27 protein-coding genes are annotated in these 21,886 nt (G+C 69.8%); 17 read left to right on the top strand and 10 right to left on the bottom strand.

Translation table 11 applies throughout. The features are described 5' to 3' along the window. Nucleotides 1–10: 10 nt before the first annotated feature. Nucleotides 11–1,606 carry an FAD-dependent oxidoreductase gene (locus ABZ345_RS34655; RefSeq protein ID WP_359858329.1) on the bottom strand — a complete coding sequence of 532 codons (1,596 nt, stop codon included), beginning with the start codon at nucleotides 1,604–1,606 and terminating at the stop codon, nucleotides 11–13. A 14-nt stretch (nucleotides 1,607–1,620) separates the two neighbouring features. Beyond that, complete coding sequence (locus tag ABZ345_RS34650; RefSeq protein ID WP_359858326.1) at nucleotides 1,621–2,610, bottom strand: LacI family DNA-binding transcriptional regulator; 990 nt, start codon at nucleotides 2,608–2,610, stop codon at nucleotides 1,621–1,623. 135 nt (nucleotides 2,611–2,745) lie between these two features. On the opposite strand from ABZ345_RS34650, the gene ABZ345_RS34645 reads away from it, so the two are divergent. From ABZ345_RS34645 to ABZ345_RS34635, 3 genes are all read left to right on the top strand, one after another. Further along, a complete protein-coding gene (locus ABZ345_RS34645; protein WP_359858323.1) occupies nucleotides 2,746–4,524 on the top strand; it encodes a hypothetical protein in 1,779 nt (592 codons plus the stop codon). A gap of 127 nt (nucleotides 4,525–4,651) precedes the next feature. Beyond that, entirely contained in the window at nucleotides 4,652–4,828 is a 177-nt protein-coding gene (locus tag ABZ345_RS34640; RefSeq protein WP_359858320.1) for a hypothetical protein, read from the top strand. 68 nt (nucleotides 4,829–4,896) lie between these two features. After that, nucleotides 4,897–5,685, top strand: coding sequence for a hypothetical protein (locus ABZ345_RS34635; protein ID WP_359858317.1), 789 nt, complete (start codon nucleotides 4,897–4,899; stop codon nucleotides 5,683–5,685). A gap of 46 nt (nucleotides 5,686–5,731) precedes the next feature. Here the strand turns inward: ABZ345_RS34635 and ABZ345_RS34630 are convergent, their stop codons facing one another. Then, the gene (locus tag ABZ345_RS34630) at nucleotides 5,732–6,046 is read right to left on the bottom strand and encodes a DUF6401 family natural product biosynthesis protein (RefSeq protein WP_359858314.1); all 315 of its coding nucleotides are present in this window, start codon (nucleotides 6,044–6,046) and stop codon (nucleotides 5,732–5,734) included. Nucleotides 6,047–6,161: 115 nt separating this feature from the next. Here ABZ345_RS34630 and ABZ345_RS34625 point away from each other — a divergent pair, with 115 nt between their 5' ends. Together ABZ345_RS34625 and ABZ345_RS34620 are read left to right on the top strand one after the other, a co-directional pair. After that, nucleotides 6,162–6,488 carry a hypothetical protein gene (locus ABZ345_RS34625; RefSeq protein WP_359858311.1) on the top strand — a complete coding sequence of 109 codons (327 nt, stop codon included), beginning with the start codon at nucleotides 6,162–6,164 and terminating at the stop codon, nucleotides 6,486–6,488. Between the two features lie 50 nt (nucleotides 6,489–6,538). After that, nucleotides 6,539–6,733: a DUF3072 domain-containing protein gene (locus ABZ345_RS34620; RefSeq protein ID WP_359858308.1), complete on the top strand. Its 195-nt coding sequence runs from the start codon at nucleotides 6,539–6,541 to the stop codon at nucleotides 6,731–6,733. Between the two features lie 7 nt (nucleotides 6,734–6,740). Here the strand turns inward: ABZ345_RS34620 and ABZ345_RS34615 are convergent, their stop codons facing one another. Next, a complete protein-coding gene (locus ABZ345_RS34615) occupies nucleotides 6,741–7,418 on the bottom strand; it encodes a bacterial transcriptional activator domain-containing protein (protein ID WP_359858306.1) in 678 nt (225 codons plus the stop codon). A 198-nt stretch (nucleotides 7,419–7,616) separates the two neighbouring features. Between ABZ345_RS34615 and ABZ345_RS34610 the strand changes: the two genes are divergently transcribed. From ABZ345_RS34610 to ABZ345_RS34590, 5 genes are read left to right on the top strand one after another with little or no spacing between them, the layout of a single operon-like run. After that, on the top strand, nucleotides 7,617–8,480 hold the full coding sequence (locus tag ABZ345_RS34610; protein WP_359858303.1) for a manganese catalase family protein: 864 nt from the start codon (nucleotides 7,617–7,619) through the stop codon (nucleotides 8,478–8,480). A 14-nt stretch (nucleotides 8,481–8,494) separates the two neighbouring features. Further along, nucleotides 8,495–9,709 (top strand): Nramp family divalent metal transporter, encoded by a 1,215-nt coding sequence (locus ABZ345_RS34605; protein WP_359858300.1) that lies wholly within the window; start codon nucleotides 8,495–8,497, stop codon nucleotides 9,707–9,709. Continuing rightward, complete coding sequence (locus ABZ345_RS34600; RefSeq protein ID WP_359858298.1) at nucleotides 9,709–10,119, top strand: DUF2243 domain-containing protein; 411 nt, start codon at nucleotides 9,709–9,711, stop codon at nucleotides 10,117–10,119. The genes ABZ345_RS34605 and ABZ345_RS34600 overlap by 1 nt, the downstream gene beginning before the upstream one ends. Nucleotides 10,120–10,128: 9 nt before the next feature. Beyond that, nucleotides 10,129–10,578 (top strand): general stress protein, encoded by a 450-nt coding sequence (locus ABZ345_RS34595; RefSeq protein ID WP_359858295.1) that lies wholly within the window; start codon nucleotides 10,129–10,131, stop codon nucleotides 10,576–10,578. Nucleotides 10,579–10,581: 3 nt separating this feature from the next. After that, nucleotides 10,582–11,088 (top strand): MSMEG_6728 family protein, encoded by a 507-nt coding sequence (locus ABZ345_RS34590; RefSeq protein WP_359858292.1) that lies wholly within the window; start codon nucleotides 10,582–10,584, stop codon nucleotides 11,086–11,088. Here the strand turns inward: ABZ345_RS34590 and ABZ345_RS34585 are convergent. Both ABZ345_RS34585 and ABZ345_RS34580 read right to left on the bottom strand, forming a co-directional pair. Further along, entirely contained in the window at nucleotides 11,016–11,942 is a 927-nt protein-coding gene (locus ABZ345_RS34585; protein ID WP_359858289.1) for a sensor histidine kinase, read from the bottom strand. The two genes, ABZ345_RS34590 and ABZ345_RS34585, sit on opposite strands and share 73 nt — an antisense overlap. Next, a complete protein-coding gene (locus ABZ345_RS34580) occupies nucleotides 11,939–12,760 on the bottom strand; it encodes an MEDS domain-containing protein (RefSeq protein ID WP_359858286.1) in 822 nt (273 codons plus the stop codon). Before ABZ345_RS34580 ends, ABZ345_RS34585 begins: the two co-directional genes overlap by 4 nt. A 147-nt stretch (nucleotides 12,761–12,907) precedes the next feature. Here ABZ345_RS34580 and ABZ345_RS34575 point away from each other — a divergent pair, with 147 nt between their 5' ends. Next, a complete protein-coding gene (locus ABZ345_RS34575) occupies nucleotides 12,908–13,279 on the top strand; it encodes an STAS domain-containing protein (RefSeq protein WP_359858284.1) in 372 nt (123 codons plus the stop codon). A 35-nt stretch (nucleotides 13,280–13,314) separates the two neighbouring features. After that, entirely contained in the window at nucleotides 13,315–14,499 is a 1,185-nt protein-coding gene (locus tag ABZ345_RS34570) for a PP2C family protein-serine/threonine phosphatase (RefSeq protein WP_359858281.1), read from the top strand. 11 nt (nucleotides 14,500–14,510) lie between these two features. Here ABZ345_RS34570 and ABZ345_RS34565 read toward each other — a convergent pair whose 3' ends face one another. Genes ABZ345_RS34565 through ABZ345_RS34550 form a run of 4 tightly spaced genes read right to left on the bottom strand, consistent with a single transcriptional unit; the run spans nucleotide 14,511 to nucleotide 17,367 of the window. Further along, nucleotides 14,511–14,915: a PRC-barrel domain containing protein gene (locus ABZ345_RS34565; protein WP_359858279.1), complete on the bottom strand. Its 405-nt coding sequence runs from the start codon at nucleotides 14,913–14,915 to the stop codon at nucleotides 14,511–14,513. Between the two features lie 49 nt (nucleotides 14,916–14,964). Then, a complete protein-coding gene (locus ABZ345_RS34560; RefSeq protein ID WP_359858276.1) occupies nucleotides 14,965–15,981 on the bottom strand; it encodes a membrane dipeptidase in 1,017 nt (338 codons plus the stop codon). 7 nt (nucleotides 15,982–15,988) lie between these two features. After that, nucleotides 15,989–16,522 carry a DUF305 domain-containing protein gene (locus ABZ345_RS34555; protein ID WP_359858273.1) on the bottom strand — a complete coding sequence of 178 codons (534 nt, stop codon included), beginning with the start codon at nucleotides 16,520–16,522 and terminating at the stop codon, nucleotides 15,989–15,991. Then, nucleotides 16,522–17,367 (bottom strand): lytic polysaccharide monooxygenase, encoded by an 846-nt coding sequence (locus ABZ345_RS34550; protein ID WP_359858270.1) that lies wholly within the window; start codon nucleotides 17,365–17,367, stop codon nucleotides 16,522–16,524. The genes ABZ345_RS34555 and ABZ345_RS34550 overlap by 1 nt, the downstream gene beginning before the upstream one ends. Nucleotides 17,368–17,634: 267 nt before the next feature. On the opposite strand from ABZ345_RS34550, the gene ABZ345_RS34545 reads away from it, so the two are divergent. The 5 genes from ABZ345_RS34545 (at nucleotide 17,635) to ABZ345_RS34525 (ending at nucleotide 21,698) form a co-directional block, all read left to right on the top strand. Continuing rightward, nucleotides 17,635–20,106: a tetratricopeptide repeat protein gene (locus ABZ345_RS34545; RefSeq protein WP_359858267.1), complete on the top strand. Its 2,472-nt coding sequence runs from the start codon at nucleotides 17,635–17,637 to the stop codon at nucleotides 20,104–20,106. Nucleotides 20,107–20,148: 42 nt separating this feature from the next. Further along, complete coding sequence (locus tag ABZ345_RS34540; protein WP_359858264.1) at nucleotides 20,149–20,571, top strand: hypothetical protein; 423 nt, start codon at nucleotides 20,149–20,151, stop codon at nucleotides 20,569–20,571. Between the two features lie 206 nt (nucleotides 20,572–20,777). After that, nucleotides 20,778–21,122, top strand: coding sequence for a VOC family protein (locus ABZ345_RS34535; RefSeq protein WP_359858261.1), 345 nt, complete (start codon nucleotides 20,778–20,780; stop codon nucleotides 21,120–21,122). A gap of 24 nt (nucleotides 21,123–21,146) precedes the next feature. Then, nucleotides 21,147–21,452 carry a nuclear transport factor 2 family protein gene (locus tag ABZ345_RS34530; RefSeq protein WP_359858259.1) on the top strand — a complete coding sequence of 102 codons (306 nt, stop codon included), beginning with the start codon at nucleotides 21,147–21,149 and terminating at the stop codon, nucleotides 21,450–21,452. Further along, the gene (locus tag ABZ345_RS34525; protein ID WP_359858256.1) at nucleotides 21,453–21,698 is read left to right on the top strand and encodes a DUF2630 family protein; all 246 of its coding nucleotides are present in this window, start codon (nucleotides 21,453–21,455) and stop codon (nucleotides 21,696–21,698) included. It begins immediately after the preceding gene. Nucleotides 21,699–21,886: the final 188 nt, after the last annotated feature.

Genomic DNA, 21,886 nt, shown 5'->3' with positions numbered 1-21,886 from the left:
TCTCCCTGGATCAATAACCGGACACGTCCGGCCAGCGCAGCTCGACCCCGTCGCGTTCCAGCCGGTGCTGGAAGTCCGCGAGCAGGCCGGGGGTGTTGCGCACCGCGCGAGGGGTGACTCGGTGCGCCAGGCAGAAGTCCGCGAGCGCGCCCGCGACCTCGCCGACGTTCCACTCGACCGGGTGCAGCCGGTGGGAACCGTTGGTGATGTGGGTGGTGCCGATGTTCTTGCCCGCGGGCAGGAGGTTCTCGACGCGCTGGGGGATGAGCGCGCCGAGCGGGATCTCGAACGGGCAGCTGGCGACGTCGAGGTAGTTGTCGCCGCCGGTCGAGGGGTGCAGGTCGATGCGGTACATGCCGACCCCCACGGCGTCGGCGTGCTGCACCGCGCCCTTGTCGCCGCGGACGGCGAGCGAGAGGTCCTGCTCGACGATCGTGTACTCGGCCCTGATCCGTCGCGACTCGCGGATGTAGGGCGCCTGGGCCAGGCCGTCCGCGCTGCCGGTGATGTCACCGCGCAACCTCAGGCCGGGGAAGCCGGTGCCGCCGTCCGCGCGTGGTGCCTCGGTCTGCAGCCAGTACAGGACCGACCGCGAAAGCTCCCGTGCCGCCGCGATGTGCTTCTGAGCGTCCGGTACGTCGATCACCGGCGACTCGAAGTAGTCGATCATCGGCCAGTTGACCAGGCAGATGTCGCTCTCGTAGGCGCCTTCGACGAAGTTGCGGCGGGCGGCGATGCGCCGGAACGTCCACAGGTTGCTGTCGCCCGCGCTCACCCGCTGGTCCGAGACGACGCTGAACGGGTCGTCGTCCGGGTTCGGCGTGAAGGTGCGTTCGGAGATGCTCAACGTACGGGGGTCGGGGGAGCGGAACGACAGCATCCGGTCGCCCCAGTACGAAGGCTGGTAGTCGCGCCAGAAGCCGTACCGCGCGGGCTTGTCGATGGTGTGGTCGCCGTCGACGTGGTCGATCGCGAAGCACACCGACATCGCCTGCATGTTGGCAGGCTGGGCCACTTCGGGAGCACTGGGTTCGCCGGTGTCCAGAGTGGACTCGAAGCCCGTCACGTGCTCGGTGCCGGACAACGGCAGGAGCTCGCCCGTCTCGGTCGCGTCCAGGATGTAAGGAGCGGACAGCTCCAGCTCCGAGCCGTTGTACGAGACGGTGACCGACGCGATCCGGTCGCCGTCCATCCGCGCCGAGATCGGCCGGCACGGTTGCAACACGGTGAGTTTGCCGCTGCCCCGATACGGCGCGAGCATCTCGTCGATCACCGCCACGGCGACGTGCGGTTCGTGGCAGAGCCTGCTGACGGCTCCCGCGCCGGGGTTGAGCTCGCGCCAGGCCCGTGCCTGCGGTGTGAGCGGGTAGTGGCGGCGGTAGTAGTCGCGGATGCCTTCGCGCAACGCCCGGTAGCTCGCGGTGACGCCGAAGCGTTCGACCCAGCTGTGCTCGTCGGGCGGCACGGCCTGGCTGGTCAGCTGCCCGCCGAGCCACTCGAACTCCTCGGTGAGCACGACCCGGCGACCGGCTCGCAGCAACGCGAGTGCGGCGGCGACTCCACCGAGCCCGCCGCCCACCACCACGACGTCCGTGTTGTCCAGCAAAGGTTTCCTCCTGATCAACCCAGCGTGGAGCCGGCGACGAACTCGCAGGCGAGCAGTTCCTGGGGCGTGGTCCCGTTCTCCAGGACCTCGGTCAACGCCTGCACCGCCCGCCGCCCCATCTCGCGCCGAGGAATGCCGAACCCGGTGAGGTCGACGTCGTCCGGGGCGGGCCGGGTGGCGGCACCGAGCATCAGCACGGAGAGATCACCAGGGACCGACAGTCCCCGCTCGCGCGCGGCGAGAACGAGCGCGGCACCGTCGGAGACCTCCTCGGTGAGCACCGCCGTGACTCCCGCATCGAGCAGCTGGTCGAGCCCCGTGAACGGCACGTGGATGCCGTCGACCCCATGGGCGGCAACGGCTTCCCGGAATCCGCGCAGCCTGTCCGCGGACGACTCCGCGCCCTTGCCGGCACCGACGTAAGCGAACTTGTGGTGGCCCAACGCAACCGCGCGGTCCACCAGGTCGCGGACGGCCGCGGGGTAGTCGGCGCCGACGTACGGCACCGGCCCGCCCGCGTCGTCACGGCGTCCGATCGACACGAACGGGATGCCTTCTGTCAGGAGCTGGGCAAGATCGCTCCGATCCAGGGAACGGCCGAGCAGCACGCAGCCGTCGGCGAGCCGGATCCTGCTGTCGTCGCTGAAGATCCGCCGCCTGCCGCCCGCCGCCTTGGCGCTGGTGAACAGCAGCAGGTCGCAGCCGGCGTCCTCGGCCTGTTCCTCGATGCCCTCGAGGAACGGCTGGTAGAAGTCGGCGCGGGTGCTCGGGAAGACCGCCTCGTAGGTGAAGACGCCGAGGATGCGGTTGCGCTGGTCGTGCAGCCTGCGGGCGATCGGGTTCGCGACGTAGCCGGTCTTGCGGATCACCTCCAGCACCCGAGCGCGAGTCTCCGGCGCGATGCGGACGCCGCCGTCCTGCCGGTTGTTGAGCACCAGCGACACCGTGGCCTGGCTGACGCCCGCCATCCGCGCGATGTCCTGCTGGGTGAGCCTCTTGGCCATGAGCACCTGCCAATTCGAATTGGCAGGGAGTCTGCGCCAGGACCTCGCACGCCGTCAACCCTGTAATAATTCGAATTAGCATCTTGACGGGCCCGGTCTGCGAGAGCCAGGGTGCTTCGCCAAGGAGGTAGGCCCGTGAACGCATTCAGCCGTCGTAGCCTGATCACCGGTGCCACCGCGATCGGACTGCTCGCCACCCTGCCCACGTCGGCGCACGCCTTACCCGCGCCGCCACCGGTCACGCCGAACCGGCACTCGTTCGCACCGAACGAACAGCGGTTCGCGCAGTACCTGATGCTGGTCTCGCCGATGGTCGCCGACATGGACTCCAGCGGGTTCTTCGGCGGGGGCTGGTGGCGCAGCCCGAACGTCTCGTACAACGCCCGCGTCCAGGAGCACGTCCACACGCTGGCGTGGTTCGCGACGCAGTCCCGCTCGTGGAACCCGTATCGCGGCAACGCCCAGGTGCTGGCCGCGCTGGACGCCGGGCTCGGCCACTACCTGGGGCTGCAGCATCCCGACGGCTCGTGGCCCGAGTACTCCCGCGACCAGGACTCGCTGGCGGCGACCGGGTTCGCCATGGGGTATCTCAGCAAGACGAACGCGCTGCTGCGGCGGGCCGGAGTGCTGCCGCAGCGCCAGGTCCAGATCACCGCGTCGCTGCGGCGGGCGATGACGTGGTTCCTGGACGGCTCCAACGACGTCGTCTGGCAGTCACCGCTCACCTGGGCCAACCAGACCACCGCCGGTCTGGCCGGGTCGGCGCTCGCGGTGAAGCAGGACCCGGACGCGGGCCTGCGTCAGCGGCTGACCGAGGCGTTCGCGCGGCTGGCCGTCCGCGGGCAGAGTCCCGCCGGCTTCTTCTACGAGGAGAGCGGCGCGGACACCAACTACAACTTCGAGGTCATGCTGCCGGAGCTGGCGGACGCGTGGCGGCAGTCCGAGGACGCGAACCTCGTTGCCATGGCCCGGAAGTACACCGACTGGCTCGGCTACAACCTGCTGCGCGAACCGGACGGGTCCGGGTGGTTCACCAACGTCGCCCCGAACTCGCGCACGTCCACCAGGTTCTACGCCGATGTCCGGCCCGATCCCGAACGGACGGCGTTGAACAACCAGTTCGTGCCGGTCATCCCCGATCTGGCCGCGTTCGTGTCCAGCCGGGAGGATCTCGCCGCAGCGCGTGAGGCCTGGGCCGCGGACCCCGCGCCGGTGCCGGCGTTGGTCAAGCCGGACACCTCGCCGCGCATCCTGACGCACGCGATCTACGGCGAGCGGTATCCGAGTCGTTCGGAACGCACGGCGGCGATCGCGCGGTTGCCCTACCGGCAGGCGCACTTCACCGAGCGGCGCAGTGATCAGGGGCAGGACTTCCTGTTCGTGCGGCGGCCGAACTTCTACCTGGGCGGCTACTTCGGCACGCGCCGGGCGACCTCGTTGGCGCGCACCGGGCTGACGTTCCTGTGGCATCCGGTGGCGGGCACACTTGTGCAGTCGTTGAACAACAACAACTACGCGTGCTGGGCGACCGTGTTTCCAGGCCAGGTTCCGGACTCGAACGGGCCGCAGCAGGCCGAGTTCCCCGGTGGTGAGCCGTACCGGTTCCGGTACCGCACGCCGTCGGGTTCGGTCGTGACGGAGGTCACCGTCGGCGACCGGATCACGCGGTCGGTGCGGGCGACCGCGGCGGCCTCGGAACAGATTCCTTTGGTGGTAAGGGATTCCGACACCGTCGCGCTCGACTCGCGCGGGCTCACGCTGACCCGTGGCCGGGTGGTGGTGCGGTTCGACTGGGCGCAGCAGCTCGATCCTTCGTTGCGTCCGGCGTCGACGATCACCTATCCGGGCCGCCGCATGATCATCCTGACTGTGCCGCACAACGGGATCTTCACTCTCGCGGTCTCAGTGCGTTAGTCCACAAAGGACTGTCGGTTCACTCTGATGGCGCAACGCCGAACTGCATGTTCTCGCAGCTCACGGGGTATTCGTTGATCCCAAAACCTGCTGGCTGAGCCGCTCATACCGCGAGGGAGTGGTTGTAATGGCACATGTGCGCCGTCTGGTCGACGTTCTCACCGGTGACGAGTTCGATCAACCCGTTCCCTTCGGTCTGGTGTACCCGGTGTGCACCGCGGACGGCGCGGCACCTCCCAGTCAGCGCGGCCGAACGTGGGAGCACCTCGTGGCGAGCGACCGCGAGCTGAGGCCCGTCGTGTGAACGGTGGTCCCACCGGGTACTGCCCGGTGGGACGCCCGGTCGGGGCGCCCGCGTGAAGGGAGTTCGACATGGACTTCGGACAAGGGCTGACCGACGCCTGGCGGGCGGTGGCGACGTTCGTGCCCAAGCTCGCGGCGTTCCTGCTGATCCTGCTGATCGGCTGGTTCGTCGCCAAGGCGGTGGCCAAGCTGGTCGACAAGGTGCTCGAACGGGTCGGCTTCGACCGGCTCGTGGAGCGCGGCGGCATCCGGCAGATGCTCTCCCGCAGCAAGTACGACGCCTCTGATCTGCTCGCGAAGCTCGTCTTCTACGCGCTGCTGCTGATCACGTTGCAGATCGCGTTCGGCGTGTGGGGCCCGAACCCCGTCTCCGAGCTGCTGACCGGCATCGTGGCGTGGCTGCCCAAGGCCGCGGTCGCGATCATCATCGTCGTGGTGGCGGGCGCGATCGCCAGCGCTGTCAAGGACTTCATCGGCAGCGCGCTCGGCGGTCTCTCGTACGGCCGGGTGCTGGCCAACATCGCGTCGGTGTTCATCTGGGCGCTGGGCATCATCGCGGCGCTGAACCAGATCGGCGTCGCCACCACGGTGACCACGCCGGTGCTGATCGCCGTGCTCGCGACGGTCGGCGGCATCCTCGTCGTCGGCGTGGGCGGTGGCCTGATCGACCCGATGCGGCAGCGGTGGGAAGGCTGGCTGGGACGTGTGGAGCAGGAGCTCCCGCAGGCCCAGGCTCAGGCCGAGGCCTACCAGCGCGGCCGTGAGGACGCGGTCCGCTCCCGTGCGGAGGCGGAGACGGTCGCGCGTGAGGTGCCGGTCGAGGACCCGGTCATCACCACGAGGCCGGACGTCCGCTGACCGATCGCCCTGGACGAGGCGCACCCGTCGTGGTGCGCCTCGTTTCTCATGCGTTGGACAGCGGCCGTGTGCCGTGAGTGTGGGCGAGCCGGCAGACCGCCATCAGCCGCACGCCGATCCACGACGTGAGCGTCCACTCGGGTTCGATCTCCAGCAACCCGCGCGCGTAGGCGGCGAGCAGCACGACCGCGGCCACCGTGCCCGCGCCCTCCACGCCGAACAGCAGGATGTCGCGCACCGCGGCGGCGTGCTGGTCGACCTCGGCGAGGAGTGCGGGCGTGACGGCGAGTGCCGCCCACCCGGTGATCCCGATCCGGTCCGACAGCTCGGAGATCCACTGCCGGGCGTTCTTCTCACGCATCCCGCCACGGTAACGGCGTCCGGTGAAGCCCTGGTTTGAAGACGCTCGAACCGGGCATCTCGCACGCGTGTGCGTCAAGCAGTCGGCGCTGGGCTTTCGACTGTGGAGGCGAGCGATGACTCTCGACGAACTGTCACTGCACCAGGTGCGCGTGACCGCGTTGGAGAAGCTGGACAACGCCGTGTGCACGGCGCTGACCAACATCGAGGCGGACGAGGCGCGCAAGTTCCTGAGCGCGGCGCTGACGGACTGCGCCGCTGCCGGAACCGCCGTGCCCCCGCAGGTCCTGGCCTGCGTGGAGGCCGCGGACGAGCACCTCGGCTACCGCGAGCGGATGGAGGCGCGGACCCTGCTGACGGTCGCCCACCGCATGTTGGCTCGCGTGCCCCGGCCGGTCCTGCCCCGTCCGTCCACGCCCGGCGACGTGATGCTGCGCGGGTGATTGATCCACGGCCGTCCCGGGTATTCGAACGCACGTTCGGATGAAAGGGGATGACCGTGAACCGCACGCCCGAGAAGGACCCGCGCGACTGGACGACCGGTGACGAGCCGATGACCGGTCCGCAGGAGTCCTACCTGCACACACTCGCACAGGAAGCGGGCGAGCAGGTGCCGGACGACCTCACCAAGGTGGAGGCGTCCCAGCTCATCGACCGCCTCCAGGAGAAGACCGGACGCGGGACCTGACCCGCGCTCATCGGAGCAGAGGTCGCACGAGCGCGTGAATATGACTGGACGGCTCGAGGCCCAGCTCGGCGCGCAGATGGGCGCGGTAGCTCTGGTACTGGCGCACAGCCTGTGCGGGGTTGCCGTCGGCTAGATGCAGCTCGACGAGCGTGCGGTGCGCACTCTCTCGCAACGGGTCGGTCTGCACGGCCGCGAGTGCGGCCTGGTGCGCGTGGTGGTGATCTCCGCAGGACCGGAACTTGTCGCTGAGGGCCTCCAGCGCGCGCAACCGGGCCTGCCGCCACCAGTCGCGCTCGGCCTGCACCCACGGCTGCCACCAGCCGGGCAGCAGGTCCGCCTTGAGCATCCCGACGGCCTCCGGACTGGCACCGGGCGCGGCGGCGAACGCGCACGCGTGCCGGAAGTCGACCTCGACCTCCGCACCGAGTGTGAGCGTGTCCTCGGTGACCACGACAAGCGGCGTCAACGGCTTGACCAGGCGCCACAACGACGAGCGCAGGCACGCGCCGGCCCGTCGCTCGGACGTGTCCGGCCAGAGCTGCGTGGCGGCGACCGAACGCGGTACCGGGGCGTCCCGCAGCGCCAGCAGCGCGAGCAGCTTGCGCGCGCCGGGCACGACGTGGATCGGTGTGCGGTCGCAAGCCAACTGGAAGCCGCCGAGCATCTGGATGTGCAACCGCGTCATGAGAGCCACCTGCCGGACCGCCTGCGAGACCAAGGATTCGCCGGGTGCCCGGTAGTTGCCGGTTCACACACCCTCCGAACGAAATTGCTCCGTCCTGACCAGCGGCGGTGACGCGGTCGTGTCGCGCGCGTGCTGTCGCCGCGCCGTGCGAGTCACAGCAGCTTCCTAGCGTCGTGCTCCTCGAGCAAGGGAGGCGACATGTTCCTGCACACCAGCAGGTTGCAGTTCGAGGCGAAGCCCGACCGTCCGGACGCGCACTACGCGCGCAAGCTCCAGGAGCTGATCGGCGGCGCGTACGGCGAGATGACCGTGACGATGCAGTACCTGTTCCAGGGCTGGAACTGCCGGATGGAGGGCAAGTACAAGGACCTGATCATGGACGTGGCCACCGAGGAGATCGGCCACGTCGAGATGATCGCGACGATGGTGGCGCGTCTGCTCGAAGGCGCACCCGCGGACGTCACCGCGCAGGCGGTGTCCGACGACCCGGTCATGGCGGCGGTGATCGGCGGCATGGACCCGCAGCAGGCGATCGTCAGCGGCGGCGGGCCGACGTTGTCCGACAGCAACGGCGTGCCGTGGAACGGCCGGTTCATCGTCGCGAGCGGCAACCTCATGGCCGACTTCCGCGCGAACGTCGCGGCGGAGGCGCAGGGCAGGTTGCAGACCGCACGGCTGTACAACATGACCGACGACAGCGGTGTCCGCGACATGCTGAGGTTCAACCTCGCGCGGGACACCGCGCACCAGAACATGTGGCTCGCCGCGATCGAGGAGCTGCAGGAGGACGGACTCGAAGGCCCGATCTCGCCGAGCGCGCTGTTCGACGAGGAGTACGCCGAGCACGCGGGCTCGATCTGGCACAACTCCGATGGTCCCGCGGGTGCCGAGGGCGGCTGGGCGAGTGGGACCGCACCGGACGGCGTGCACGAGTTCTCCTACGTGATGAAGCCCGAACCGTTGGGCGACAAGGGAACTGCGCCGACGCCGGACCCGTTGCTGTACGCCACCAGCCCGGCGAACCTCGGGCTGATCGAGAAGGCGATCCGCAAGCTCACCTGAGGAGGGCACTGGAGATGGTCGGCATCACGGTGCCAGCTCGCGTCCGGTCGGCCGTCGTCGTCATGGGACCCGCGTTCGTCGTCGCGGTCGCCTACGTCGATCCCGGCAACTTCGCGACGAACATGGCGGGCGGCGCGGCTTACGGATACCTGTTGTTGTGGGTGATCGTCAGCGCGAGCCTGCTGGCGATGTTCGTCCAGTACCAGTCGGCGAAGCTCGGCATCGTGACCGGCCGCAACCTCGCGGAGCTCTGCCGCGAGCACTACCCGCGGCCGGTGACCGGTCTGTTGTGGGTGCAGGCGGAACTGGTGGCCATGGCCACCGACCTCGCGGAGTTCGTGGGGGCGGCGGTGGCGCTGAACCTGTTGTTCGGCGTGCCGCTGCTGCCCGCCGCGATGATCACCGCGGTGGTGTCGTTCGGCATCCTCGCGCTGGCGCCGTTGAGGCGCCGCCGGTTCGAGTCGGTGATCATCGGGTTGCTCGCGATCGTGCTCGGCGGTTTTCTCTACCAGGCCCTGAACGTCGGTCCGCTGACCGGAGCGGCGGCCGGGCTGGTGCCGGGGTTCGCGGGTGTGGACAGCGTGCTGCTCGCGACGGGCATGCTCGGCGCGACCGTGATGCCGCACGTGATCTACCTGCACTCGGCGCTGACCCAGCGGCATCACCGGCCGGGCGATCTGCGCGCCGTGCTGCGGGCGAGTCGTACCGACATCGTGGTCGCCCTGGGCATCGCGGCGCTGGTGAACGTGAGCATGCTCGTGGTGGCGGCCGGCGCGTTCCACCAGGCCGGTGCGCCGCGGGAGTCGTTGGAGGACATGCACTCCGGGCTCGGCGAGCTCCTCGGACCGGGCGCGGCACTGGCGTTCGCGCTGGCGTTGCTGGCGTCCGGCCTCGCCGCGTCGAGCGTCGGCACCTACTCCGGTCAGGTCGTGATGGAGGGGCTCCTGCACCGCCGGATTCCGTTGTGGCTGAGGCGGTTCGTGACGATGGCACCCGCGCTGGCCGTGCTGGGTCTCGGGGCCGACCCGACGAAAGCGCTGGTGCTGAGCCAGGTCGTGCTGTCGTTCGGCATCCCGTTCGCGTTGGTGCCGATGGTGCTGCTGGCCCGGCGCCGGGACGTGATGGGCGCGTCGGCGAACCGGCGGGGCGTTACGGCGGCCGGTGGGGCGGCGGCGCTGGTGATCTCGGCGCTGAACATCTTCCTACTCGTGCGAACGGTGATCGGCTGATGCTCGCGGCAGTGGTCCTGGGAGTGGGGATCGGCGGATTTCTGGACGGGATCGTGATCCATCAACTGCTCGGCTGGCATCACATGCTGTCCGGCTGGTACCCGAGCGCGGACATGCCGTTGATGATGATCGGCGACGGGTTGTTCCACCTGGTGTGCCTGATCATCGTGATGATCGGGGTGGCGTTGCTGAACCGGCGCGCGCCGTTGCCGGAACGCGTGCTGCTGGGCGGGATCCTCGCCGGATGGGGCGTGTTCAACCTGGTCGAAGGGGTCGTGGACCACCAGGTCCTGGGCATCCACCACGTTCGGCCCGGACCTGATCAAGTGGCCTACGACCTGGGCTTTCTCGCGTCGGGCGTGGTGCTTCTCGCACTCGGCGCGCTGTTTGCCCGCCGGGCTCGTGGGTAGCCATTTCCCGTGGAGATCGAACAGAGGGTCACCGAGTCGAGCTTGCTGGCGAGCTACTCCGACTACGTCGACGCCCAGCGGCTCGTCGACCGGATGTCGGACGACGGCTTCCCGGTGGAGAGCGTGCGGATCGTCGGCGAGGGCGTCCGGACCGTCGAGCAGGTGACCGGCCGGATGACGCGCGGCCGGGCGGCGGCGTCGGGCGCGGTGGGCGGTGCCTGGTTCGGTGTGCTGATCGGGTTGCTCTTCGGGCTGTTCACCGCCGGCGCGGGATGGTTGTTGCTGCTGCTGGTCAGCCTGCTGATCGGTGCGTTCTGGGGTGCGGTCTTCGGGTTCGTCGCGCACTGGAGCACGCGCGGGCAGCGCGACTTCTCCAGCGTCATGACGCTGCAAGCGCGGCGCTACGAGGTGCACGTCGACAAGGCGCAGGCCGCCCAGGCTGCGCGGTACGTCCTCTGAGCCGTGCAGACGTTCCTCCCACTCCCCGACTTCGCCGCCACGGCACGGGTGCTGGACCGGCGCCGGCTCGGCAAGCAGCGGGTCGAGACGTTGCAGGTGCAGCGCGCTCTGGTGGTGCCGGGGCACGGCTGGCGGCATCACCCGGCGGTGAGGATGTGGGCCGGGTACGAGGAAGCCCTGGTGCGGTACGGGCTGGAGGTCTGCGCGGTGTGGCGGGCCGCGGGATTTCTCGACACGTGCGAGGCGACCATGAGGTCGGATCTGGCGCGGGCCAAGGACATCACGGTGGTGCGCACGCAGGACGAGCTCACGCTCGCGGGAGCGTTGCCGAGCTGGCTGGGCGACGAGGAGCTGCACCTCAGTCACCAGTCGGCGTTGGTGCGCAAGGATCCTGAGCACTACCGGCGGTTCTTCCCGGACGTGCCGGACGATCTGCCTCACGTGTGGCCGGAACCGCCGATGCTCACCCGCACGGTGAACCCGTCCTCCTCGCGCCCCATCGACACGTAGTCGCACGTGCGGTGCAGGATCCACAGCCCTAGCCCGGCCGACCGGGTGGCGGTGGTCGGCATCAACCCGGCCAGCGGGTCCGCCGGGCCGGCGCCCTGATCGGTCACGGTCACCAGCACGCGTGAGTCGTCCGACCACAACCGGAACCGCACCGGCCCGACCCCGTGGCTCAGGCCGTTGGTGACGATCTCGCTGGCCGCGTACACGACGTCGTGCGCGCTGTCCTCGGTGAGCCGGATGCCCGTGATCGCCGCGCTCACCGCCTCCCGTACGGCCGCCGGCGTCGCGTCGACCAGCGTGACGCGCGGCGAACCCAGCTCCAGCACGTCGGGGACGGGGGTGCTGAGCGGCAGGCCGTTGCCGAACTCGGGACTGGGCAGGTGCTCACCGCTCACCGTGGCGATGTACTCGTGGGTGCGCGCGACGTCGGCGAGCACCTCGGGCGGGGTGATCCTGGTGTCGTACGGGCACAGGCCCCACAGCGGGAACTCGGCGAACGCCTGGTTGACCGCGTTCTCGTAGCGGCCCCACCAGTCCCACGGCACGCCCCAGCCGGGGTGCGGGACGTCGCCGACCGTGCGGATCTGGGTCGCGCCGGCCAGGGCGTGCCCGCCGAAGATGTCGCGGTAGCTGGCGATCGCGTCGGCCGGGCGGGAGTAGTGGTCGGCGCCCGGCAGGTAGATGACGGCGTCCTCGTGGCCCAGTGCGCCACGCAGCAGAGCGGTGTTCTTCTCGGCGCACGCGATCAACGTCGGCTGGCCCGCGCGCAGGCCGCCCTCGACGAACGGCACCGCGATCGTCAGGAAGTCGTCGTCGGTGCCGTAGAAGGCGGTCTCGTGGTAGAAGCCCGTCATCGGACGCACTCCACGTCGTCCAGTTCGAGCACCGACACCAGACGTGCGAGGAACGCCCTGCCCGACCGCAGCACGAGCCTCGCCGCGTTCGCGCGCGCGTGTTCGTGCAGCGCCAGGAGACCGTGGTGGTCGATGAACCGCAGACCGGTCGCGTCCACGCGAAGTTCGCCGTTCTCGGGTCTCGTGCTCTCGAGTGCCAGCGCCAGCAGATCGCTGCTCACCCAGTCGACCTCGCCGTCCAGCGCGAGGCCGTCCACCGTGGCGTGCAGGCGGAACGGCGCACACCACGCGTTGTTGACCGGGTGCAGCGCGGCGAGGCGCGCGATCACGGGTTCGGGCAGCTCAGGGCGGTGGTAGGCGCACATGGCGGAGAACGGTTCCGCGGTCGTGTACCGGTCGATGAGGTGCTCGTAACGGCAGAACGCGTCGAGCGAGTCCGGCGTGCGCACCAACGCCGTCGCGTCCGCCGCCACCCTCAGGCCGGTGAAGCCCGCCTCGATCGCGGCCAGTGTGGCCGTGGCGTAGACGCTGACCTGCTCCTCGGGCGTGACCGTCGGGCCGGCGCCGTACAGGGACTCCAGCGAGATCACCTCGGCCCGGCCGTCCCGCAACGCCTCCACGAGCACGGGCTGCGTCGCCAGATCCGCGACGAGGTCGTCACCGTGAGCGACGTAGCACGCGCGTTGTCCCTGTTGCAGACCGTCGGCGAGGAACTCCGCGGCCCGAGCGCGGAACTCGGCGAAGTCGTCGAAGGGCCAGCAGAGATGGTCGTTGGAGTGCAACCCGACGACGACGTCGGTCACACCGGACGTGCGCATGGCGCCTGATCCTACGCCCGCGTTCGGTGGTCCATCCGGGGGAACCTGGTCGCTGATGGGCACTGGTAGCCGGACTGCGCTACGGTCGGACCGGGTTGAGCAGCCAGCCCGTGAGACGGTCGTGCCGTCCCATCGAGAGGTTGCCGCATGCGCACTGACGACGATGCACTTTTCCGCACCACGAGCGAGAGCGTGGGCGCTGCAGTCGTCGTACGCGTCGCAGGCGAGCTCGACCAGGTGACGGTCGACGAGCTGTCCGACTGCCTGAGCGGCGCCACGGGCTCGGTCGATCCGCCCGCACCGGTGGTCGTGGACCTGACCGGCCTGCACTTCCTCGGCGCGTGTGGCATCGGGCTCCTGCTGGAACACCAGGACCTGTGCCTGCGCAGGGGATGCGCGCTCGTGGTCGTGGCGAGCGCGCCCGCCGTGCTGCGCCCGTTGGAGGTGCTGGAGCTGATGGACGTCCTGGGCGTGCGGCCGACGCTGCCCGACGCGCTGGCGGTCTCCGGGCGGGCGTGATCCGCCACTCCGTCCACTTCGGACTCGAAGGAGGCGTGCCCACGGACGACAGCGCGTACGCGATGCTCGCCGCCCTGCTCGAGGACAGCCACCTCGCCACCCTGGAGCAGTTGCCGGAGCTGGTGGAGCAGCGCGCCGCCGCCCTCGGGCTCTCGGAGATCCTGATCCTGCTCGCGGACCTGCGCGAAGAGTCGCTGGTGGCGCTGCACCCCGAGGAGAAGCACTCGTTCCCGGTGGACGCGAGCATGGCGGGCCGGGCGTTCCGCGACCTCGTCCTGATCCAGACCGGTGCTCATCACTTCTGGATCCCGTTGCTGGACGGCACGGAACGCATCGGTGTGCTCGGAGTCGCCGCGCCGGACCGTTCCCCGTCCACAGTGGACCGCGTGCGGGCACTGGCCTCGCTGGTCGCGTTGATGCTGGTGAGCAAACGCCCGCACAGCGACACCTACCAACGCCTCGTGCGTGCCAAGCCGATGGCCGTGGCCGCCGAGGTGGTGTGGCCGTTGATGCCGCCGCTGACCTTCGCCACGGACAACCTCGTGCTCACGGCGGTGCTGGAGCCCGCTTACGAGATCGGTGGCGACGCGATCGACTACGCGATCGAGGGACACGTCGTGCACCTGTCGATCTTCGACGCGATGGGCCACGACCAGTCCGCGGGCCTGACCGTCGCCCTCGCCACCGCCACGTGCCGCAGCTACCGCCGTCGCGGCGCGAACCTGGTCGACACCAGCGTCGGGATCGACGAGGTGATCGGCGAGCAGTTCGGCGGCCGCAGGTTCGCCACCGGCGTGCTCGCCGAGCTCGACTTCCAGACGGGCGTGCTGAGCTGGGTGAACCGCGGGCACCCGCCGCCGCTGCTGATCCGGCAGGGCCGCTGGCTGCGGCAGCTCCGGTGCCGTCCCGCGCCCCCGATGGGCTTTCAGCTGCCCGCGTCACCGGTGCTGTGCCACGAACATCTCGAACCCGGCGACCGGCTGCTCTTCTACACCGACGGCATCGTCGAGGCCCGCGACGCCCAGGGCCGCCAGTTCGGCCTGCGGCGGTTCGCGGACTTCGTGATCCGCCGCGAGGCCGACGGCTGCCCGGCGCCCGAGACGTTGCGCCGTCTCATGCGGACCGTGCTCGAGCACCAGCACGGGCGACTGCAGGACGACGCGAGCGCGCTCCTCGTGGAGTGGCAGCACAACCGCGAGAAGTCACTCCTCATCAGTTAGCGCATGATCAGTCAGAGCATGGGCGGCATCAGACGGTAGCTCTCGCTGTAGTACTCACCCGTGCGGCGCCGGTAGTCCTCGTGGTTGTCCGGGTCGTACTCGGGCGCGTTCTTGATCTGGTCCTGGGTGCGGTCGACGTAGACCTTGCGCTCCTCGTGGTCCACCCGTTGCACGACGCCGACGGGCAGCACGACGGTGCGCCCGAAGATCCACGGTCCGGTGGAGATCATCAGGCAGTCGGCGGGCACCTTGGCGTTGTCGTCGTCGATCTTGCCGATGCTGCCGTCGGTCGCCTCGACCTCGTAGCCGATCAGACCGGTGTCGGGCCTCCGCGCGAGCTCGGCCTCGTCGTGCTCCGGCTCGTCGGCCCAGGACGGGTCCCGCCACACCCACGGGACGAACGGGACTGGTTGCATCTCGACCTCCTCATGTCCTCCGCCGGGGTACCCCGGCGGAGGACCGTCTTCACCAGACGCGGGCCGCGTGGGCGAGAAAGTTGCCGCCCATGATCTTGGCGATGCGCTCCTCGCGGAAGCCGCGGTCCTCGAGCAGGCGGATCAGCTGCCGGAACTGGTCGACCCCGCGCAGGTCCGGCACGAACGGCACCAGCCCCGCCTCACCCGCGGCCGCTGCTCCGGCGGCCGCGCGCGCCGCCTGCTGCGCCACGAGATGCTCGCGGTAAGCGTCGAGGTCGTCGACCGTGGTGACGGGACCGTCGGTGCCGATGCCGACGGCGTCCTCGCCGCACACGTCGACGGCGTGGACGATGTGGTCGACGACCTCGGACGCGCGGGCGTCACGGCCGATGGCGAGGAACGGCATGAAGTAGATGCCGACGAACCCGCCGCGGTCGGCGACCAGGCGAAGTTCCTCGTCGGTCTTGTTGCGGGGCCGCTCGGTGAGCGCCCGGCAGCCGGTGTGGTTGATCGAGGCCGGCTGGGTGGAGACGCGCGCGGCTTCGAGGCAGGTGCGTTCCCCGCTGTGGGACAGGTCTACGACCAGCCGGGCGTCGTTGAGCGCCGCGACGGTCTCCCGGCCGAGGTCGGTGAGGCCGCGGTTGCGCGGCTCCATGGAACCGTCGCCGAGCCGGTTGGCCTGGTTGTAGGTGAGCTGGACGATCCGGACGCCCCGGTCGGCGAACTGCCGGATCCTCTCCACCGGCGCGGTACCGAGCGCGGCGGCGTTCTGGAAGCCGTAGATCACGCCGATCCTGCCCTCGGCACGGGCCCGCTCGACGTCCTGGACGCCGCGGACCTGGAGCAGGTGGCCGGGGTGGGCTTCGAGGATCCCGTCCCACGTGTCCAGGTCACGCAGCGTGTGTTCGTACGGATCGTGGTCGCCCCACGTGTAGCCGACAGTGACGTTGACCGCAGTCAGGCCGGAGTCCTTCGCCTCGGCCAGTACGCGGTCGTTGACGACGACCTCGTCCAGCGCGATGTTGGGGTCGGTCAGCTCGCCCAGCGCGTTGACGATCGGGAACATGCCTGCATCATGCCTGGCCGAGAAACCTCTTCATCATGTCGATCTGCGCGGCACGGGACTTCTCGATCCGCCCTGCGAGGTCCTTCACCTCCCTGTGCGCGCCACTCCCGGTCTCCCACCGGGCCATCTGCACCGCGTCGTCCTGGTGCGCTATCAGCACGTTGAGCAGCCGTTGGTCGAACGCGCTGCCGTGCAACGCCTCCAGCCGTGCGATCTCCTCGGGCTTGGTGCGCCGCATCCCGCCGTGCCCCGCGTGCGAGTCCGGCGGTGCCGTGAGTGGCTCGCCCCACGAACTGAGCCAGTCCTTCATCGTGCCGACCTCGGTCGCCTGCGTGGACTCGATCGCCGCCGCCAGCATCCGCAGGTCCTCGGACGCGGCACGGTCCCTGGCGAGAGCCACCATCGCGACGCCCTGCTCGTGATGCGGAATCATCATCTGCAGGAACATCACGTCCAGCGGATCCCCGCGCAACGTGGCGCCCGGCTGCGCGGTAGCGCAACCGGACACCACGAAAGCGAGCAGTACCAGCAGAATCCGCATCAGAGGCGTTTCCAGAGGGCCGGCGTGTTCGGCGGTTCCCACCCGGCGATGGCGGTGTGCGCGAGGGTGCACTCGTAGCCGATGCCGTTGTAGGTCACGCGGTTGCCGATCTGGTACGTCGTGCCCGCGGCCCACGTGCCGCCAGAGGGTGGGGGAGTTGTGGTGGTTGTGGACGGTGGCGTCGGGTTGGTCGTCGTCGGCGGAGGGTTGGTGCCGCCGCCGAAGTCGACGTCCGAGCACGTGTAGAACGCCTCGGCGCTGCCGACCACGCGTTGCCAGATCGAGTAGATGATGTGGCGGCCGGTGCGTTGCGGGATGGTCAGCGTCCAGTTCGTGAACGTGGTCGGGTTCTGGTTGTTGAAGGTCTGCAGGTGCACCAGGTCGGACCAGCGCAGCGGCTGGGTCGGGCTCCAGCCCTGCCGGGTGATGTAGAACTCGAAGTTGCTGTTCGAGTGCGGCGCGGTCGCGTGGTAGGTCACCGTCAGCGACCCGGCCGAGATCCGCTTGGCCGGCCAGTCGGCGCGTTGCAGGTCGAGGCCGCGGTACTTGTCGCGGCCCGCGCTGCACAGCTTGCCGTCCGGGATGAGCTCGCGGTGCCGGCCGCCCGCGTCGAGCAGCGACACCTCGTTCCAGTCGTAGAACGCCTGCGTGCCACCGGCCGCGACGGCCGCCTTGCACGCGTCGGACTTCGGGTTCTCCGGGTTCTCCTGCTTGCACGTGTAGACCCGGCTGGCCGGGTCTGACATCGTGCCGTGGGCGCTGGCGGTCACGGGCACGAGCAGTGCGACGGCCAGTGCGGTGGTTGCGGTGAGACTCGCCAGAGCGAGCCGATTCCGTGCCTTCATTGCTCCTCCTGGCAGGCGGAGGCGGCGAACACGAGAGGTGTTCGCCAGCGGGATCGGCGGCCCAGTTCACGAGTGTAAACAATTGGTCGGACCATTCGTCCGCCAACCGAAGGAACGGGTCCGCCTGCCGGACACCTGCGACAGCCCGGGGATCATTAGGCTTCACCTCATGTCCGGCCCGAGACCTGATGACGCGCACGCTCTCGACGAGCTCATCGCCGAGCTGGCGCGCTGAAGGTGTGGGCGGGCAATCCCTCGTTGCGGCAGATGGAGAAGCTGTCCGGGCTCGCCCGCAGCACGCTGGCCGACGCGCTCAGTCCACGACGCAAGACCGCTCCGGCGCTGGACGTGTTCCGCGGGCTGCTGCGGGCGTTCAGCGTGCCGGAGGCCGAGACCGGGCCGTGGCTGGCCGCGTGGCGCCGGGTGCAGGCGGAACCGTTGCGCGGCGCGGCCGGGCCGGCTGTGGTGCCGCGGCAGCTGCCCGCGGTGGTCCCGGGCTTCACCGGGCGCGCCAAGGCGTTCAAGGAGCTCACGGCGCTGCTGGAGGGCGGCAGCAGGCTCGCGGTGGTGTGCGGGATTCCCGGCGTGGGCAAGACCGCGCTGGCCGTGCAGTGGGCGCACCAGGTCGCGGGCAGGTTCCCGGACGGTCAGGTGTACCTCGACCTGCGCGGCTACTCGTCCGGGCCGCCGGTCACCCCGGACCAGGCGCTGGCGCTGGCGATCCGGGCGTTCGGCGTGCCCGGTGAGGACATCCCGCTGCAGCAGGACGCGATGATCGGCATGTACCGGTCGATGACGTCGGAGAAACGCGTGCTGGTCGTGGTGGACAACGCACCCAGCGCCGCACACGTCCGTCCACTCGTGCCGGGCGGCTCTGGCTGCATGACCGTCGTGACGAGCCGCGACCGCCTGGCCGGACTCGTGGCCCGCGACGGTGCGCACCGCCTGGAGCTCGGTGTCCTGACGCCGGAGGAAGCCCCGGCCGTGGTGATCAGCGTGCTGGGCCCCGAACGCGTGCTGCGCGAGGAAGACGCCGTCGACGAGCTCGTCCGGCTGTGCGGTTATCTCCCGCTGGCGTTGAGGATCACGGCCGCGAACCTCGCCGACCGTCCACACCAGACGATCGCGGAGCTGATGGCCGAGCTGACCGCGGGCGACCGTCTCACCGCGCTGGAGATCGAGGGCGACGCCGACGCCGCGGTGCGCACGACGTTCGACCACTCCTACGCGGCGCTCGACCCGGTGGCGCGGATGTTGTTCCGCCGCATGGGTGTGGCGCCGGGTCCGGAGCTGCCGGCGCGGGCCGCCGCCGCGTTGCTGGACCGGCCGGAAGCGGAGGCGGCCTTGCGCACGCTGGTCGCCGCGCACCTGGTCGAGGTCAGGCCGGCCGGTCGATATGGACTGCACGACCTGCTCCGGCTCTACGCGCGTGAGCGTCACGCGGCTGAGGAACAAGCTGACGAGTCGATCGCTCGTCTCTACACGCAATACCTGGACATGGCCGTTGCGGCCGCACGCGCCGTGCGACCGGACTTCTCAGTGCTCGCCGACGTGACTCTGCGGCACACGTTCGCGAGCGCCACCGACGCGCTGCAGTGGTTCGACGCGGAACGGTCCACCTTGGTCACCGCGATCGAACGGGCCGGCTCGCTGGGCCAGACGCCGATGGCGTGGCTGCTCACCGACGCGCTGCGCGGTTGCTACTGGCTGCGCCGCCACACCGCGGAGTGGCTCGCCGTCGCGCGCGTGGGACTTGAGGCGGCTTCTCAGGACCCGAGTGCGTCCGCCGCGATGCACCTGTCGCTCGGCACCGCGCACTGGGGAGCGGGCGACCACCGTGCCGCGGCCACGCACTTCGAGCAGGCCGTCGAGTTCAGCCGGGCGGCGGGGGACCGGTTCCGCGAGTTCAGCACGCTCGGCAACCTGGGCGGCGTCTACGCGGAGCTGGGATCGCTGGAGGAGGCGGCTGACTGCTTCCGCCGTGAGCTGGCCTTCTACGCCGAGATCGGCGACACGGCCCGGCGCGCGCGTTCGTTGGGCAACCTCGGCCTCACCGAGATGCGCCTCGGCAGGCTGGTCGAGGCCGCGGCCGATCTGGAGCTGGCCGTCGAGCTGCGCGAGGAGATCGGCGAGACCCGCTCCGCCGCGAACTCGCTCGGCGCGCTCGGCGTCGTGCATCGCTACCTCGGCGACCTCGACCAGGCCGCGCACTTCCTGCGGCGGGCCCAGCAGCTCAACCACGACCACGAGGACCGGGTCAGCGAGGCGGCCGCGTTCGACGACCTCGCCCGCGTTCACCGCGACGCCGGACGCCCCGACGAGGCGCTGCGGTGTGCGGAACAGGCCTTGTCGCTCGCCAAGGGGTCCGGCCGGGTCGAGATCGACGCGCTCATCACGGTCGCCGCCGTGCGTGGCCGCCGTGACGACCTGCGCCGCGCGTGGCGGAGGGCGGTCGCGATCGGCTACGGGCCCGGCGTGGCGGACGCGCTGGTCGAGCTGGCCTGGCTGGACCTCGCCGCCGGTGACACCGAGGCGGCGGTGACGGACGCGACAGAGGCGCACGAACGCGCGTTCGCGACCGGGCAGAGCATCCTCGCGGGCCTCGCGCTCGTTGCTCTGAGCAGGGCGCATGAGGCGGCTGGCGACACTTCCGCGGCTTCCGAGGCCCGGTTCAGGGCCGACGAGGTGCTCCGGAGCGCGGGGTACCGGGGTGTCCGGGACCGTCCGAACGGCTTGTGAGCGGTCACGGACCTTGATAGATCCGTGACCGAAGGGGGAATCATGAAGAAAATGACTGCGTCGATGGCTGCTGCCCTGGTGCTGGGCGTGCTCGTCGCGCCCGCCGCCGAGGCCACCACCGATCCCGTTTACGACCCGGGCTCGAAGGTCGGCAGCAAGTTCACGCTGAGGGCCGGCCTGCCCGGCGGCGGCGAAACACTGGCATGGGGCACGTTCGTCGAGTACAGCGTGTCGTTCAGTGACCGGTCGTACGTCAAAGACCTCGCGGACGACGGTCACGACGTCTACCTGTGGGTCCAGTACGGGAAGGTGGGCAGCTACTCGTACAAGGAGCAGATCGGGTCCGCGTCCGGTCTCAACGTGAGCAAGTCCGTCACGTGGTCCTCGCCGGCGGGGATGTACGTCGACGACGTCTCCATGCGGGTGTGCCTCGGTCCTGGTGAGGACAACTGCTCCAAGTGGTAGGCCTGTCCGGATCTGTCCGGACTCGTCCGAACGTCTTCCCTGGTGAGGGGCCTGGGGCGACGCTCTGCAGGTGCTGAGTTCACTGATGCGCTGCCGGCCCGGCCTGGGGGTCTGGACCGGCAGCGCCACGCCACCGTCCACCGTGATGCTGCCTCGCAGCAGCTGACCACCGATGAGTTCTGACCGCTGTGCAGGTCCACCTGCACATGGATCTGCACAGCGTGATGTGTGTGAGTGACCTCGCCAGGGCGTTGGAGTGGTACGAGGTGTTCTTCGGACGCAAGGCCGACGAGGTCATCGGCGAGGAGCACCTCTGGCGGGTGGGGGAGAACGCCTACCTCGTGATCGACGACCGGGACGTGCGGGCTTCGCGCGTCGGGGGGTCCATGATCACGTTCGGGGTGAGCGGGCCGGAGCTGTCGGGGGCTTTGGCCCGGTTCGCCTCGCACGGCATCGCCCATGAGCCCGTCGAGACCTATTCCAACGGCGTCCGGCACGTCGAGGTGCTCGATCCGGACGGCAACAGCCTGTCGCTGGCCGCGCTGCCTTGACCTCTTGCGGCAACACTGGACGCCATGACGAGCGACCCGACCGTGGAAGCGTTCATCGCCGCCGTGAACGCGGGCGACAGGACCGCGTTCTTCGACCTGCTCACGCCGGACGCCACGATGTCCGACGACGGCACCGACCGCGACCTCCGCGCGTGGACCGCCAAGGAGATCTTCGACGACAACGGCCACATGGTGGTCGAATCGTCCTCCGACGGCGGAAAGTCCCTGATCATCCGGTACCGCAACGACACCTGGGGCGAGATGCGCACCTTCTGGCGTTTCGTCGTAGAGTCCGGGAAGGTGAGCCGCTTCGAGACGGGACAGGCGTAGATGAGCGACGAATCCGTGCTGGGCCGCATTCACGAGCTGGTCGACGAGGAGCACAAGCTGCGCGAACGCGTGGTGGCGGGCGAGATCTCGTCGGCTGAGGAACAGGCCCGGCTGCGTGCCTTGGAAGAGGCCCTCGACCAGTGCTGGGACCTGCTGCGCCGGCGTCGCGCGGCCCGTGCGCAGGGCGAGTCCGCGGAGGACGTGCCCCCGCGCCCTGTCGGTGAGGTCGAGGGCTACCTGCAGTAGACCGTTCCACCTTTCCACGGCCACCACTGGGTAATCGCTCAGAGGTGGCCGTGTTCTTTTGCCCGCCTGCGGAAACGCTCTTCGGCGTGGTGGTGCCGAGTGAGCAGGACCCTTGTCCGTAGGGGTCGCGTAGGGGGATCGAGGGCGGGGTTTCCGCACCAGGATTGGACGCGCCGATTCGTTGAGAG

The sequence above is a fragment of the Lentzea sp. NPDC005914 genome, assembly GCF_040629405.1.
Classification (GTDB): domain Bacteria; phylum Actinomycetota; class Actinomycetes; order Mycobacteriales; family Pseudonocardiaceae; genus Lentzea.
Note: the sequence above shows the minus strand (reverse complement) of the source record. Positions and strands in the feature narration are given on the sequence as shown.

Bases quoted from the DNA above. Each gene is read 5' to 3' on its own strand.
- ABZ345_RS34650 (WP_359858326.1), bottom strand. From the start codon at position 2,610: ATGGCCAAGAGGCTCACCCAGCAGGACATCGCGCGGATGGCGGGCGTC.
- ABZ345_RS34640 (WP_359858320.1), top strand. From the start codon at position 4,652: ATGGCACATGTGCGCCGTCTGGTCGACGTTCTCACCGGTGACGAGTTC.
- ABZ345_RS34635 (WP_359858317.1), top strand. From the start codon at position 4,897: ATGGACTTCGGACAAGGGCTGACCGACGCCTGGCGGGCGGTGGCGACG.
- ABZ345_RS34630 (WP_359858314.1), bottom strand. From the start codon at position 6,046: ATGCGTGAGAAGAACGCCCGGCAGTGGATCTCCGAGCTGTCGGACCGG.
- ABZ345_RS34625 (WP_359858311.1), top strand. From the start codon at position 6,162: ATGACTCTCGACGAACTGTCACTGCACCAGGTGCGCGTGACCGCGTTG.
- ABZ345_RS34620 (WP_359858308.1), top strand. From the start codon at position 6,539: ATGACCGTGAACCGCACGCCCGAGAAGGACCCGCGCGACTGGACGACC.
- ABZ345_RS34615 (WP_359858306.1), bottom strand. From the start codon at position 7,418: ATGACGCGGTTGCACATCCAGATGCTCGGCGGCTTCCAGTTGGCTTGC.
- ABZ345_RS34610 (WP_359858303.1), top strand. From the start codon at position 7,617: ATGTTCCTGCACACCAGCAGGTTGCAGTTCGAGGCGAAGCCCGACCGT.
- ABZ345_RS34605 (WP_359858300.1), top strand. From the start codon at position 8,495: ATGGTCGGCATCACGGTGCCAGCTCGCGTCCGGTCGGCCGTCGTCGTC.
- ABZ345_RS34600 (WP_359858298.1), top strand. From the start codon at position 9,709: ATGCTCGCGGCAGTGGTCCTGGGAGTGGGGATCGGCGGATTTCTGGAC.
- ABZ345_RS34585 (WP_359858289.1), bottom strand. From the start codon at position 11,942: ATGACGGGCTTCTACCACGAGACCGCCTTCTACGGCACCGACGACGAC.
- ABZ345_RS34580 (WP_359858286.1), bottom strand. From the start codon at position 12,760: ATGCGCACGTCCGGTGTGACCGACGTCGTCGTCGGGTTGCACTCCAAC.
- ABZ345_RS34575 (WP_359858284.1), top strand. From the start codon at position 12,908: ATGCGCACTGACGACGATGCACTTTTCCGCACCACGAGCGAGAGCGTG.
- ABZ345_RS34565 (WP_359858279.1), bottom strand. From the start codon at position 14,915: ATGCAACCAGTCCCGTTCGTCCCGTGGGTGTGGCGGGACCCGTCCTGG.
- ABZ345_RS34560 (WP_359858276.1), bottom strand. From the start codon at position 15,981: ATGTTCCCGATCGTCAACGCGCTGGGCGAGCTGACCGACCCCAACATC.
- ABZ345_RS34555 (WP_359858273.1), bottom strand. From the start codon at position 16,522: ATGCGGATTCTGCTGGTACTGCTCGCTTTCGTGGTGTCCGGTTGCGCT.
- ABZ345_RS34550 (WP_359858270.1), bottom strand. From the start codon at position 17,367: ATGAAGGCACGGAATCGGCTCGCTCTGGCGAGTCTCACCGCAACCACC.
- ABZ345_RS34545 (WP_359858267.1), top strand. From the start codon at position 17,635: ATGGAGAAGCTGTCCGGGCTCGCCCGCAGCACGCTGGCCGACGCGCTC.
- ABZ345_RS34540 (WP_359858264.1), top strand. From the start codon at position 20,149: ATGAAGAAAATGACTGCGTCGATGGCTGCTGCCCTGGTGCTGGGCGTG.
- ABZ345_RS34535 (WP_359858261.1), top strand. From the start codon at position 20,778: ATGGATCTGCACAGCGTGATGTGTGTGAGTGACCTCGCCAGGGCGTTG.
- ABZ345_RS34530 (WP_359858259.1), top strand. From the start codon at position 21,147: ATGACGAGCGACCCGACCGTGGAAGCGTTCATCGCCGCCGTGAACGCG.
- ABZ345_RS34525 (WP_359858256.1), top strand. From the start codon at position 21,453: ATGAGCGACGAATCCGTGCTGGGCCGCATTCACGAGCTGGTCGACGAG.